Raw genomic sequence first — 13,653 nt, forward strand, 5'->3', positions numbered from 1 at the left:
TGAAAAGTTCCATTTCGCGGGAACCGATTGGTGCCAATCGAGTTTGTCCCCGGTTGAGGGGGGTCGCATGAACTCGGTTGAACCGATCGCCACCAAGGCAAAGAGCGGCATTTGGGGGCTGGACAATATCTTGTCGGGCGGATTTTCGCGCGGTCACGTCTTCCTGCTGGAAGGCGCGCCCGGAACCGGCAAGACTACGGTGGCGCTGCAATTCCTGCTCGAAGGCGCCAAGGTGGGTGAAAAGTGCCTCTACATCACCCTGTCGGAGACCGAGCGCGAGTTGCGCGACGGCGCGGCCTCGCATGGCTGGTTGCTGGATAACGGCATCGAGGTGTTCGAACTGCTGCCGCCGGAGAGCTTGCTCGATTCCGAACAGCAGCAGAGCCTGCTCTATTCGTCCGACCTCGAACTCGGCGAGACGACGAAACAGATCTTCGAAGCCGTCGATCGTACGCGTCCCGCGCGGGTGGTGCTCGACAGCCTGTCCGAGATCAGGCTGCTGGCGCAAAGCTCGCTGCGTTACCGGCGGCAGATCCTGGCGATCAAGCACTACTTCGCGAAATTCAACACCACCGTGATGCTGCTCGACGACCTGACCGCCGACATCGCCGACAAGACTGTGCACAGCGTCGCCCATGGCGTACTGCGGCTGGAGGAACTGGCGCCCAACTACGGCGCGGAGCGGCGGCGCGCGCGCGTCATCAAATATCGCGGCGTCAAGTTTCGCGGCGGCTATCACGACGTCACCATCACTACCGGCGGCCTGAACGTGTTCCCCCGCCTGGTGGCCTCGGAATACCGCGCCAACCTGGTCCGCCACACGATGTCGAGCGGAATCGCGGAACTGGATCAGTTGCTCGGCGGCGGCGTCGAGACCGGATCGAGCACGCTCATTCTCGGTCCCGCCGGTACCGGCAAATCGCTTACCGCGATCGTGTTTGTGGCCGCCGCGATCAGGCGGGGCGAAAAGGCGGCCCTGTTCATCTTTGATGAGGAGCTCGGCCTGTTGTTCTCGCGTATGAAGGGTCTCGGCATCGACCTCCAGGAAATGCAACGCGGCGGCAAGCTTTTCATCGAGCAGGTGGACGCCGCGGAGCTTTCGCCGGGCGAATTCGCGCATCGAGTCCGCAAACGGGTCGATGAGGACCAGATCAAGACCGTGGTGATCGACAGCCTCAATGGTTATCAGGCGGCGATGCCCGAAGAAAATTCGCTGATCCTGCACATACACGAACTGCTGCAATACCTCAATCGAAGGGGTGCTGCGACCTTCATGACGGTGGCGCAGCATGGGCTGGTCGGCGACATGAAGGCGCCGGTCGACGTCACCTATCTGGCCGACACCGTGGTGCTGCTGCGCTACTTCGAGGCGCTCGGCAGCGTGCGGCGCGCGATCTCGATCATCAAGAAGCGCACCGGAATGCACGAATCGACGATTCGCGAATACCGCATCGACAACCGCGGCCTCACCATCGGCGAACCGCTCGACGGCTTCCAGGGAATATTGCGCGGTGTTCCCGTCTATATCGGCGAGGGCCAGCCGTTGCTGCAGGAGCTGACCGAGTGAGACCGGGCCCCTCATCCGAACGCGCCGTGATTCTGGCGCCGAACGGACGCGACGCCTCGGTGGCCGCGGCATTGATCAAGGAAGCAGGCTACTATGCCAATGTTTGCGCTGATCTTGCGGGCCTGCTGCACGAAATCGAAGGTGGCGCCGGTCTTGCCGTGATCGCCGACGAGGCGATCAAGACCGCTGATCTGCGCGGCCTGATGCGCTGGCTGAACGATCAACCGTCATGGTCGGATTTCCCGTTCGTGCTGCTGACCCATCAGGGCGGCGGCCCCGAGCGCAATCCGGACGCCGTGAGGCTTGGACAGGCTCTCGGCAATGTCACCTTCATCGAGCGTCCGTTCCACCCGACCACGCTGGTGAGCGTGGTCGGCTCCGCGGTCCGTGGCCGGCGCCGCCAGTACCAGACCCGCGCGATTCTGCAGAACCTCACCGAGAGCGAGGGCCTGCTGCAGACCGCGCTCAACGCCGGCCATCTCGGCGCGCTGGAATTGCATCTGCCGCAGCTGGAATTGGAGGCTTCCGATACCTGCAAGCGGTTTTTCGGACGCAAGGCAGGACAGCCGTTCTCGTATCAGGAACTGCTGGCGGCGATTCATCCCGACGACCGTGCCAGGCGCCAGGACGTGCTGGACCGCACCATCAAGACCGGCGGCGACTATAGCATCGAATATCGCAATATCTGGCCGGACGGCTCGCAGCATTGGGTCGACGTCCGCGCCCGCGCCGTGGTCCGGCCCGACGGCAGCATCAAATCGCTGGTCGGGGTTTGTTCCGACATCACCGCGCGCAAGACCGCCGAAATCGAGCGCGAGAATCTGCTGGCGCAGCTGGCGGCCGAGCGCACGGCGCTCGCGGAACTGACGGCGACGCTGGAGCAGCGCGTCGAGCAGCGTACCGCCGATCTGATGAAGGAAGTCGCCGCGCGCGAAAGGGCCCAGGAGCAATTGCGTCAGGCGCAGAAGATGGAGACCATCGGCCAGCTCACCGGCGGCGTCGCCCACGATTTCAACAACTTGTTGATGGCGGTGATGGGCAATCTCGATCTGTTGCGCAAGCGCGTCCCCGACGATCCCCGCCTGCAGCGCCTGATCGCCGGCGCGATGCAGGGCGCTGAGCGCGGCGCCTCGCTGACGCAGCGCCTGCTCGCATTCGCGCGCCAGCAAGATTTGCGCGCGGTGCCGGTCGATCTGTGCGGCCTGATCCAGGGCATGATCGACCTGCTCGAACGTTCGCTGGGTCCGCGCGTCAGGCTGCGGCTCGATCTGCCCGAGGGATTGCCGCCGGCGCGCGTCGACACCAACCAGGTCGAACTCGCGATCCTCAACCTTGCGATCAACGCGCGCGACGCTATGCCGGATGGCGGTTCGATCGACATCGCGATCGCCGAATGCCAGGCCAGCGCCGATCCGGCGCTGCGGCCGGGCCGTTACCTGAAGCTGTCGGTGATCGACACCGGCAAGGGCATGCCGCCGGAGATTTTGAAGCGGGCGGTCGAGCCGTTCTTCTCGTCGAAGCCGCTCGGCAAGGGCACCGGGCTCGGCCTGTCGATGGTGCACGGGCTTGCGGTGCAGCTCGGCGGCGCGCTGCAGCTGACGAGCACGGTGGGAAAGGGCACCGCCGCGACGCTGATCTTGCCGGTCGCGACATCGGCGCCGGAGGTCGATAGCCCGGCGCAGCGGTCGCAGAAGATGAACCGCCCGGCGGTGATCCTGTTCGTCGACGACGATCCGCTGATCGCGCTGTCGACCACCGAAATGCTGGAGGATCTCGGCCACCAGGTGATCGGCGCCAGTTCCGGCCTGCACGCGCTCAAGATCATCGGCAGCGAACAGCCGATCGACCTGATGATGACGGACCATGTGATGCCCGGCATGACCGGTATTGAACTCGCCAAGGCCTCGCGCGAGCTGCGGCCGACATTGCCGATCCTGCTCGCGACCGGTTATGCCGAACTGCCCGAAGGCGCCCAGCTCGACCTGCCACGGCTGGCAAAGCCGTATCACCAGGACCAGTTGCGCGACCGGCTCGATCAACTGCTCGGCTGAGACCAGCGGCTTCCGCGCCGCTGCCCGATCAATCACGGGGCGGGTTCCGACCTTAACGCGCCATTAACCATATCGCCCCGACAATCCCTTGGTGAGGCCGTTCACTGCCGGCGCGGCGGGTCGCGGCCTGGGAAGCGTCGTTCAAGGGGATGCGTCATGGATTTCGAGACACTGTTTGCCAAGACCCCGGCTACCATCGAGGAGATCAGGGCTCGTGTCGCCTACGCGCTGGAGCGGCATCCCCTTTGCCGCAATGTGCAGTTCGACATCGTCGCGACGCCCCGCACCGCCAGGGGCGGCAACTGGACCATCAGCCTGCGCTCGGTTGCACCGGACGCGCTGTGGGAGGCCTCCGATATCGTCGCCGACATCCAGGAGGCCTACGTCCTCTCGGCCGCGGCCTGATTTTTCGCTGGTCCCCTGCCGCCCGGTCCGCGGCCGCCGCCATGACGGCACGGTTAAGCCTTAATTAGCGCCCAGTTTTCGGGAAAGTCAGCCTGGTTGACAGGCCAGAACGGAGAACTGCTTGACGAAGGCTGTTACCATCATCGCGATGACCTGTTTCCTGCTCGCCGGTGCCGCCGCCTTGAGCATCCTCGGCCGCGACAGCGTGCCGTCGGCCGCGGCCGAGCTCAGTTCTCCCATTGCCCAGAATCCGGTCGCGAACCGGGCGAGCAAGCAGGATCGGCTCGCGGTCGGCAGCCTCGCGCTGGCGTCGTTCGATCCGCCGCTGACCACTTCCGTCAGCGAGCCGCTGCGGCAGGCCTATGCGTCCGCGGCACCCGCCGATATCGAGGTGCCGAGGATCACGAGCCCCGTGGCGAAGCCCGCCCCGCCGCCGAAACCGAAGCTCGCGGCAAAACCGGCCCCGCAGAAATCCTATGCGCTGCTCAGCGATGCACAGATCGCCGGCATCAAGGAGCGGTTGAGGCTTTCTTCCGACCAGGAATCTTACTGGCCCGCGGTGGAAACCGCGCTGCGCGCCGTGGCCCGCAAGATCCACGCCACCCGTCAAGGCGACCCGAACGCGACCGGCATACCGATCGATCCCGATGCCGCCGAAGTGCAGCAGCTGAAATCGGCTGCGATGCCGCTGTTGTTCCAGCTGCGCGAAGACCAGAAGCAGGAAGTGCGCACGCTCGCCCGCCTGATCGGCCTGGAAAAGGTCGCCGCGCAGATTTGAGGCGGGGATCGGCTAGCTAGTAAGCGCTCCTGGCCAGCCCCCGCAGGTTCTTGGACCTCGGTAGCTAATCCTTCGAACAGGCTTTTGCGATGCACAACAAAACGTAATTGTGCTGAAGCACAATGTTGCAATGTTTGGTAGAGGCTTTGAAAGCACATTTATGGGTTGCTTGACGCCGCGCATGGCTGAGTCAGCCGGTAGCAGGTCCGTTTGCCGGGGAGACTGGGGGTTAGCGGGAGGTAGGTGATGTCGGCCTCTTGCATACTGTGGTTGCATTGTGGTTTTCTGTCTGATGGGTGGAGGAGAAAATTGTAGGCCGCCTGTCCGATGGGCGGAGTAGAAATATGGGGCGCGCAGTAACGGCCATTGTTGTTTGCTCGCTCGCCGCGTATCGGGTGCGCTAGTGGAATACCGGGCCGACCTGCAGCTGAAGTCGATGGTGCGCTCGCTGCAGCAGCACATCGACCTTGCCAACGAGCTGCAGCTGGATTTCACCGCCCAACTGCTCGCGATGGCGGTGATGGAGATCACCACCAGGATTCACGGTATCTCGCAGCAGGAATTGCACGCGTTGTGCGAACGCGTCGAGCAGACGTCGACGGTGCAGCGCAGGTAGGCGGCTGCGCTGGCCATGGGCCTGCGCAGCTTCGAACGTCGCGCCCGGAGTTGAATCGACGACGCGCGAATGGGGGTCACCTCGCCCCGCTTGCGGGGAGAGGTCGAAATTCGTGGGTCACGAATTTCGGGTGAGGGGGACTCTCCGCGAGTCCCGATGCCGAGAGAGCCCCTCACCCCAACCCTCTCCCCGCGAAGAGCGGGGAGAGGGAGATGATCGATCGCTGCCGGCTCGGCCTAAACTCATCTCCCTCTCTAAGTCAGGCTGCGTTGCTGAAGTTCTGCGATCAACTGATAGGATTGGTCGTAGGGAGGACGCGCGCCTTCCGGCGTCGACAGCGTGACATCAAGGAATTCGGAAACGGCCTCGAAGGCCTCGAGGTCCACCGCTTCGATCAGCAGCAACTGGCCGTAGATCTCCTCCTTGCTGGTCCGCATCTTCTTCTCTTCGGTTTGAATCGTCGTGGCTGCCGTGTCCACTTCGAACAGACGGACGGCGAGCACGCGGTCCATCCCGTTGACATGCTCGAACAGCGCGGCTCGGGCATCCGGGTCGTCGAGCAGCGGGTGTGGTTGCTCAAACCGCAGGGCTTTGGCCGCCCCGCCGCCGCAAACCCCGCTTGATCGAACGACGCGGCCGGCGCCGCGGACGAAGTTCTTCAATTTCGGCATCGCCATTTGCGTCATCGGTGTCGGGCTGTTGAGCCTCGCGACATAGGCAGGGCTCGCCAGCACGTCAGGCGATTGCGTCTCATAGAGGATGAAGAACTGGAAATCCGCACCCGTCTGCCGCCTGAAAACGCGGGCGGCGATGAAACCGGGAATGCCGACGCGCTCCGGGAAATGCTCGCTCAGCAGCCAGCGATGATAGAAGTCGAAATCATCCGGCGCCACGTCGCTCCAGATCGCCATGAAGCCGTGACCGGCGTTCCACATCGCATCCCTCCTGCCGGGATTATCAACGGGAAGCTTCGCACACGCCAGAGCCGACCGAAATGCCGCGCCTTGCACGATCTGCCGCGAAATCAAAAATATCGGTTGATTTATCAACCATCCAGTGTTCGATCCCGTCCCTGTCGTTGAGATAGCGCGATGTCGTTGCAGTCGGACAACCGCCGGTGGGATTTCGAGACCGATCTTCTGGTGGTTGGCGCCGGTGCCGCCGGCATGACGGCGGCGCTGGTGGGCGCGCTTGAGGGGTTGAATGCCGTCCTCTGCGAAAAGTCGGACATGGTCGGCGGCACGACCGCGACCTCGGCGGGGACGGTCTGGATACCGGGAAGCCGGCAAAGCAGCGCGGCCGGACTGCCGGATACGCTTGCGGCAGTCAGGACTTATCTCGGCGCGATACTGGGCGAGCAAACCCTGGACGACCGGTTGGAGACTTATCTTGCCACCGGGCCGCTCGTGCTCGACTACCTCGCCGAGCGAAGCAGCGTGGCGTTCATTCCGCCGCCGGTCCATCCCGATTATCGCGCAGAGCCCGGTGCCGCGATCGGCGGCAGGGCGCTGGGCGCCGTTCCATTCGACGGGCGAAAACTGGGCCGGGATTTTGCGCGCGTGAGGCCGCCGCGTCGCGAATTCCTCGTGCTCGGCGGCATGATGGTCGGCAAGAACGACATTGCATCCCTGCTGCATCCGTTCGCCTCGCTGCGGAATTTCGCGCATGCGGTAGGCCTGCTGGCGCGGCAGGCGCGAGACCGGATCAATCACCGGCGTGGAACGCGGCTCGTGATGGGAAACGCACTGGTCGCCCGGCTGCTTTACAGCCTGAAGCAGCGCGCCGTCGAAATTCGCTACCGGAGCCGGTTGAGCGAGCTGATCGAGCGCGAGGGCAGAATCACAGGCGCCGTTTTCAACACACCGGACGGCGACATCGCCATCCGCGCCAAAAAGGGCGTCGTGCTGGCGGCGGGTGGAATTGGCTGGAGCAGCGCGCTGCGCGACCGGCTGTTCCCGGAAGGGACGCGGCGTTTTTCGCTCGCGCCCGAAAGTATCACCGGCGATGGCCTGCTTGCCGGAGAACGCGCGCAAGGGCAGATCGAGCAGGAGTTCCACAGCCCCGCGCTGTGGATGCCTGTTTCGGTCATGCAGCAGCCCGACGGTCACCTCTCGGTATTCCCGCACATCATGCTCGATCGCGCCAAGCCCGGCCTCATCGCCGTCAATGGCGCGGGCCGCCGTTTCGTCAACGAAGCCGATTCCTATCATGACTTCGTGGAAGCGATGCTTCTGTCGCATCGATCCGTCCCCAGCATTCCGTCCTTTTTGGTCTGCGACCGCAGTTTCATCCGCGATTACGGTCTCGGCCTGGTTCATCCCGGCACACGCGACCTCGCGCGTTACCTTCGCGCCGGCTATCTCTTGACCGGCGACGGCCCAGAGCAACTGGCCAAGCAGATCGGCGTCGACGGCGGCGCGCTTGCCGACACGATCGAGCGGCACAATCGGTTTGCCGAGACCGGCGTGGATGAAGATTTTGGCCGCGGCGGAAGCGAACTCAACCGCTTCAACGGCGACCCGCTCAACCGGCCGAACCCGTGCATGCGCAGGATCGGCCCGGGCCCATATTATGCTGTTGCGGTCTGGCCCTCCGACCTCGCCAGCAGCGCTGGCCTGCGCACCGACGTCAACGGCCGCGTGCTGACATCCGAAGGCCGGCCAATTCCGGGCCTCTATGCCGCCGGCAACGACGCCGCCTCGATCTTCGGCGGCACCTATCCCGGCCCGGGAACGATGATCGGTCCAGCGATGGTGTTCGCGTGGCGGGCGGCGATGGATGCAGCGGGGAAGTTGGAGAGATATGCGGCGGACGTGGCGCAGTGAACTGCAGGATCGGTGTCGGTGATTGCTGATTTCAGGCCAGTGGCCGTGCTGCTGACGCCGCTCGAAAAATCACAAGGAGGAGTCCGCGCGATGAAGCGACACGCGATGCGGTCGCTGCTTTCTCGGCTTCCTCGACGACCCTAAATCTGCCTGGCAGGCAGCGAGTCGATGATCGAAGTTCGATGCAGACCGGCCGCGGGATAGGCCTTGTCCCGCAGCTTGTCGTAGGAAAAATCGGGTTCGTTGGCCTGCAACTTCCTCACCATCTCGAAAGAGAGATCGTGCTTGCCTTCGTGCGCATACAGCGCTGAAAGGTAACGCAACGGCGGCGCGAAGGTTGGCGCCAGCGCGTGGCTGGCCTCCGCCAGATGGACGGCCTTCTCGAGTTCGCCCGCCATCGTCCCCGCGATACAGCTCAAAGCATCCATCTGGTATCTGAATGGCGCCGTTCCGGCGATGGAGCGGGCAAGCAGCGTATGATGGAAGCCCTCCTCGGATTTGCCGAGATAGCTCTTGGCGATTCCGAGACAGGCCCAACCGATCGGATTGGCGTGGTTCAACTGGATGCTCCGTTCGGCCAGTTCGTACGCGGCGACGTAGGACCGCCGCATCATGGTCTGAACATGCGCGCTCAGGCCGGCGACATAAGAATTGTGAGGCTCCAGTTCGAGGGCGCGGTGCATGAAATCTAGGGCCTCGGCTTGCAGTGTCTGACGGCAACTAAATTGTCGCTCTGCAAGCAGAAAGGTCCGCAGATAGGCCCGCCAGGCCAGATATATTCCGCGCGATTCGATGTCGAATGCGGCGGCAAAGAGTTTGTCGGCCGTGGCAAAGTTGATCTTGCCGAGTCGGAAAAGATGCAGAATGCCCGAATAGCAGAGATTGGACGCCACTTCGGCATCGGGGCCTTGCGAGCGGAGCCCGATGAACTGATCGATGGCGACGTTGACGACCAGATTGACGCATCGCATGACATCCGCGTCGTTCAAGTCCAGCGCCTGGGGGCCGGATAGCTGCAGCGTGGACGACCACGTCAGGGTGTTTTCCGGACGCTGCAGCAATGCAAGGCGAACGATTTGCCTCGTGTCGGATCCGAACACGTCCGAATGCAGCGAAAGTGTCTTGCGCGAAGCCGCGTCCTCGTCGCCGCAAACCGGGTCTGCCGTGCTCCGACAATCGACGACCTCGGCGGCGCCGAGTTCATTGATGGTTTTTGCAATCGAGTCGATCAGGCTGTCCGCCAGCACGGACGCGTCGGACTGTCCGGACCTGGATCCGCGAACCAGCACGACCCGATTCCGTGAGGGCGAACGTCTACGCTCCGACGTCTTGGGGGCAACGTCCGTGACGTGCTCAATCCTCGCTGCGCGCGTCGCGCGGCGATCACTGACATTCTGACGTTGCGATCGAAGCCACTCTTCGAAGCCATCTTCGCCGATATCGAGCCCCTCCAGGAATTCTCCTTGGTCGTCGCCTGAAGCAAAATCGATATCCGTTTCAAACAAAGCCGGATCGAGCGCCAGCACATAGCTGTCCGCAAAAAGCAGGCCGCGATCGTTTCCGAGCGCCTTCCGGATTTCGGACAGGCTTTGGCGAAGGCTTGCCGCACCCTGCTCCTTGCCGCGGCTGCCCCAGAGCTTGTCCTGAATCCAGACGCGCGACCGTTTGTTTTCAGACGACAGCGCCAGCATTACCAGCAGGGCGCATGCCTTACGTCCCCGCGGGGTGCAATCCTCACCCGTTGATTTGATGATTTTGGGCGGACCAAAAAGTTGCAGGCGCACCTTGGCTGTCGAACTGCCCATGGATCGCTCGTGATGGTCCTACCCTGTCTTTCGCAACTACCGCTCGCAAGGGTAGCGCAAGACGTCTTTCAACTATGGAGTGAAAGCCTGTAAGGCACACGTGTCAACGTGAAATATGCGTGAAATTGCGTCATTTCGACCCTAGTTGGCTTGACCGTTCGCATGTCCGAACTGAACATTGCGATGAACCTGAGGTTGTTCATTGGGTGTTTCGGAGAGGCGCACATGGCACGGATGAGCGGCGAAAGCGGCGAAAGCGGTGAGAGCGGCGAAAGTGGTGAGAGTGGCGAAAGCGGCGAGGGCGCGCGGTCCGGTTCGTTCACTGCGGCAAGGGCGCTGATCTCGAGCCGCGAAGGCGTGGTCGGGATGTGGGAGGGTATTGGTGACCCTCCGGCAAACTACGAAGCCAAGCCCTGCGCTTTGGATCGCTGGTCGACGCCGGTGCGATTGCGAACGCTGACAGCCGAATTGCTGTCCGGGATTTACTACGATTGTGCACAAGAATCGGTCTCGGTCCAATTTCGCGACTCGTCGCCGGGCGACCCTCAAACCCTTGTGTTGATGACGCGACCGGGTAAGGAGGATTTTGGCGATCAGCTGGTCTATGTGAACAACTACGCCGCTCTCCGGATGGAGCGCAGCGGCGAGATAATGACGGAAATGACCGACATCCTGTCCTTCCTCGGCTCGGTCGGCTACCTTCACCCGAACCGGACACGGCGGACGTTCGAGCTGTTGACGCTGGTCCTGAACGTGACGGGCCTCATCGAGATGCGGGTCAAGCATGCGCTGACCTGCCGGCGGCCGGTCGAGTATTCGCCGCAGATCCAGCCGATGATTCCGACGCCGGGGCACGGCTCGCTGCCGAGCGGACATGCGACCGAGTCGTTCGCGGCTGCGTTCGTGTTCTATGCCCTGATTACCGAGGCTGGAGCCCGATGTATAAAGGACCACGTGCGTCACCATACGTTCGTGCAACTGATGCGCATTGCCGAACGGATCGCCATCAACCGAACCGTGGCCGGTGTTCATTTTCCTGTGGATAGCGTTGCCGGGATGGTGCTCGGATGGGCTCTCTCCGATTTTTTTATTGCGCGCTTCGGAGGTGATGCTGATCCCAAGATGCGCGGCTTCGATGGCCGCGGCTTTGCGAATGACTTCTCCTACGAGCAGGTGCTCTCGAAGTCATACGTCAAGCGCAAAAAGGGGAGGGGCAAGGTCGAGGACGATCGAAATATCACCGAGGGCGAGTCGTTAGAGATACCGCAATCGTACGATCTGAACCATCTCTGGAAGCAGGCGATTGCGGAATGTCGTTTGATGATTTGCGGCATGCCGGAAAACGACAAATGAACTTAAAATGGCAAAAAGAAAGCTGCAAACGGCCCGATCCCTATCTGGATTGGGAATTCCGGACGCGGCGTGAGCGCAACGCGGATCCCTGGTGCTCCGTGCAAATCCAGATCAGGCCGTTGCGCAGTGCTCTGGCGAGCCTCCGCAAGCTGGAACGTGCCGTCAACAAGGGCTTCGTGCCTGGCCACGACGTTCCGGCCAGAAAATTCACCATTCGAATGAGCGACGATGAGCGGACCCTCCTGTGCCATTGGATCAATGCTCTCGAAGGGCCCAAACCGCCAAAGATAGATGAAATCGATATGCAGTTCTTCATCTATCGCCAGGAGTCGTTCATCTATCGCGATGGCAAATACCGAGATCCCGGATTCTATCGCTCTCTTTTTGTGGGGCCGCCGATCGTCGGCTTGCACTTCAACAAATTCAACAAGAAACCTGATCCAACTACGTTCGAACAGCCACTCTTTCTAAATACGAAAGTTGCAGTCGGCATCATCGACGATGGCATCGCCTTTGCTCACGAAAGATTCCGAGATTCCAGTGCGAGTTCGAGGATTGCGGCCATGTGGCTGCAAGAGACTGAAAAAAGAAGATCGTGCGACGACGGCGTCGTGTTCGGTCGACGCCTCATGGGCGACGAAATCAATGAGTTGTTGCGGAAGTGCAAGAGCGAAGACCAGATCTATCGGAAAGTCGGCGTTACCGATTTCGGCAAGACGATCAAGGTGAACGAATTCGGCAAGACCAACCAGTTCGTGTACAATCCCTTGGCCGCGCGCGCCACACACGGAACGCATCTGCTTGATTTGGCTGCCGGCAGTGACAAGACTGTCGACGATCGACCAATTCTTGCCGTTCAATTGCCGTCTGTCGCGACGATGGATACGTCGGGACTGACGATGGGCAGCTATGTTCTGCAAGCTGTTCGGATGATCATGACTTGGGCGGACAGGCTTGGCGAGGACAAACACCGTGTCCCTCTGGTCATCAATTTCAGCTACGGATTGCTGGCCGGACCCAAGGACGGCAGCCAGTACCTCGAAAAGGCGCTGGCCGCCCTGATCCACCGTCGCAATAGCCGACCTGTCAATTCTGCACCTACCCGCCTCGTCATGCCGGCTGGCAACAGCTATCGGACACGAGCTGCCGCCAAGCTCGAGCTTAAGGAAAGAGGGGAAGAAACCCTCGAATGGGTCATCCACCCCGACGATGGCGCAACGAATTACGTCGAGATCTGGCTCGACACCGGCGCCGAAGGCAAGCAGGGAGAGGCGCCGGTCGAGGTCTGGCTGACCGCACAGGACGAGAAGACGAGCCACCCCATTCGGCCGAGTGAGGCTCGCCTCCATCAGGCGACGATCGGTGGTGGGCCGATTGCTGCTATCTATTTCCAGCGCATTGGTGATGGGAAAGATGCGCGTGAGCGCATCCTGCTTGCCATCAACCCGACGGTGCGCAACGACGAGTGCCGCCAGATCGCGCCATCAGGGCGATGGAAGGTGTCGCTTCGGAATTTGACCAGGAAACTGATCACTGCGCATGTCTACGTCCAGCGCGACGATACGCCATTCGGTTACCCGCGGCGCGGCCGCCAATCCTATCTCGATCATGCCGGCGCCTATGACCGAGATCCACAGACCGGCGACTATCGGCTGCAAGAAAAGGGGTCTCACATCATTTACACGGATACCTTATCGTCTATCGCAACCTGCCCGATGACTAGCGGTGATCACGTCATCGTCGTCGGTGCCGCGGAGGCCTCCGAAGCCCTTCCTCCCTCCGACTACCCTCCTTCCGCCGACTATACGTCGAGCGGCCCCACCAAGGGGCGGGCCGGACCGGACTGCTCCGCTTTTGCCGACGAGGGCGACGCGCTCTGGGGGGTGCTCGCCGCGGGCACATTCAGCGGCTCGGCCGTCAAGTTCAGCGGCACCAGCGTCGCCGCGCCACAGATCGTGCGGCAGGTGGCAGACCAACTGCAGGCGATGGCTTATCCGGCTCCCGCCAAATCCGGTGCGTCGGATACCACCAGCTCAGCTTCGACGGATCCGGACGTCACGATTCCCATCGATCCACCCGACCCCCGACTCGGGAAACACATCTTCCGGCCCGGCTCCGACGGACATATTCCGAAGCGCCGGTATCCGGCGGTGAAGGGGCTATAGGTAACCCGCCCGCGCTATTCGAATCGCACGCCGCATCGCGAGTGCATCGCCGTGTCCACACACGACCCGGGCGATCGACGGCCCGCAT

General features: G+C 62.3%; 10 protein-coding genes. 8 read left to right on the top strand and 2 right to left on the bottom strand.

Translation table 11 applies throughout. The annotated features are described in order from the left end of the window. The first annotated feature begins 67 nt into the window (after nucleotides 1–67). The 5 genes from VK804_RS12990 (at nucleotide 68) to VK804_RS13010 (ending at nucleotide 5,417) form a co-directional block, all read left to right on the top strand. Complete coding sequence (locus tag VK804_RS12990) at nucleotides 68–1,567, top strand: ATPase domain-containing protein (protein WP_325371217.1); 1,500 nt, start codon at nucleotides 68–70, stop codon at nucleotides 1,565–1,567. Beyond that, the gene (locus VK804_RS12995) at nucleotides 1,564–3,618 is read left to right on the top strand and encodes an ATP-binding protein (protein WP_325371218.1); all 2,055 of its coding nucleotides are present in this window, start codon (nucleotides 1,564–1,566) and stop codon (nucleotides 3,616–3,618) included. Before VK804_RS12990 ends, VK804_RS12995 begins: the two co-directional genes overlap by 4 nt. Nucleotides 3,619–3,774: 156 nt before the next feature. Then, nucleotides 3,775–4,023, top strand: coding sequence for a hypothetical protein (locus VK804_RS13000; protein WP_325371219.1), 249 nt, complete (start codon nucleotides 3,775–3,777; stop codon nucleotides 4,021–4,023). 121 nt (nucleotides 4,024–4,144) lie between these two features. Further along, entirely contained in the window at nucleotides 4,145–4,801 is a 657-nt protein-coding gene (locus VK804_RS13005) for a hypothetical protein (RefSeq protein ID WP_325371220.1), read from the top strand. Nucleotides 4,802–5,204: 403 nt separating this feature from the next. Further along, nucleotides 5,205–5,417, top strand: coding sequence for a hypothetical protein (locus tag VK804_RS13010; protein ID WP_325371221.1), 213 nt, complete (start codon nucleotides 5,205–5,207; stop codon nucleotides 5,415–5,417). A 254-nt stretch (nucleotides 5,418–5,671) separates the two neighbouring features. Here VK804_RS13010 and VK804_RS13015 read toward each other — a convergent pair whose 3' ends face one another. Next, the gene (locus tag VK804_RS13015; RefSeq protein WP_325371222.1) at nucleotides 5,672–6,352 is read right to left on the bottom strand and encodes a hypothetical protein; all 681 of its coding nucleotides are present in this window, start codon (nucleotides 6,350–6,352) and stop codon (nucleotides 5,672–5,674) included. 156 nt (nucleotides 6,353–6,508) lie between these two features. Here VK804_RS13015 and VK804_RS13020 point away from each other — a divergent pair, with 156 nt between their 5' ends. Continuing rightward, complete coding sequence (locus tag VK804_RS13020; RefSeq protein WP_325371223.1) at nucleotides 6,509–8,242, top strand: FAD-dependent oxidoreductase; 1,734 nt, start codon at nucleotides 6,509–6,511, stop codon at nucleotides 8,240–8,242. A 140-nt stretch (nucleotides 8,243–8,382) separates the two neighbouring features. Here the strand turns inward: VK804_RS13020 and VK804_RS13025 are convergent, their stop codons facing one another. Next, entirely contained in the window at nucleotides 8,383–10,047 is a 1,665-nt protein-coding gene (locus tag VK804_RS13025) for a hypothetical protein (protein WP_325371224.1), read from the bottom strand. Between the two features lie 162 nt (nucleotides 10,048–10,209). On the opposite strand from VK804_RS13025, the gene VK804_RS13030 reads away from it, so the two are divergent. Beyond that, the gene (locus VK804_RS13030; protein WP_325371225.1) at nucleotides 10,210–11,400 is read left to right on the top strand and encodes a phosphatase PAP2 family protein; all 1,191 of its coding nucleotides are present in this window, start codon (nucleotides 10,210–10,212) and stop codon (nucleotides 11,398–11,400) included. Beyond that, entirely contained in the window at nucleotides 11,358–13,565 is a 2,208-nt protein-coding gene (locus VK804_RS13035; RefSeq protein WP_325371226.1) for a hypothetical protein, read from the top strand. Before VK804_RS13030 ends, VK804_RS13035 begins: the two co-directional genes overlap by 43 nt. Nucleotides 13,566–13,653 lie beyond the last annotated feature (88 nt).

It is taken from the genome of Bradyrhizobium sp., assembly GCF_035484855.1.
GTDB lineage: Bacteria > Pseudomonadota > Alphaproteobacteria > Rhizobiales > Xanthobacteraceae > Bradyrhizobium.

Coding starts and splice junctions, on each gene's coding strand:
- VK804_RS13025 (WP_325371224.1), bottom strand. CDS start 10,047: ATGGGCAGTTCGACAGCCAAGGTGCGCCTGCAACTTTTTGGTCCGCCC.
- VK804_RS13015 (WP_325371222.1), bottom strand. CDS start 6,352: ATGTGGAACGCCGGTCACGGCTTCATGGCGATCTGGAGCGACGTGGCG.
- VK804_RS12990 (WP_325371217.1), top strand. CDS start 68: ATGAACTCGGTTGAACCGATCGCCACCAAGGCAAAGAGCGGCATTTGG.
- VK804_RS13030 (WP_325371225.1), top strand. CDS start 10,210: ATGTCCGAACTGAACATTGCGATGAACCTGAGGTTGTTCATTGGGTGT.
- VK804_RS13020 (WP_325371223.1), top strand. CDS start 6,509: ATGTCGTTGCAGTCGGACAACCGCCGGTGGGATTTCGAGACCGATCTT.
- VK804_RS13000 (WP_325371219.1), top strand. CDS start 3,775: ATGGATTTCGAGACACTGTTTGCCAAGACCCCGGCTACCATCGAGGAG.
- VK804_RS13035 (WP_325371226.1), top strand. CDS start 11,358: ATGTCGTTTGATGATTTGCGGCATGCCGGAAAACGACAAATGAACTTA.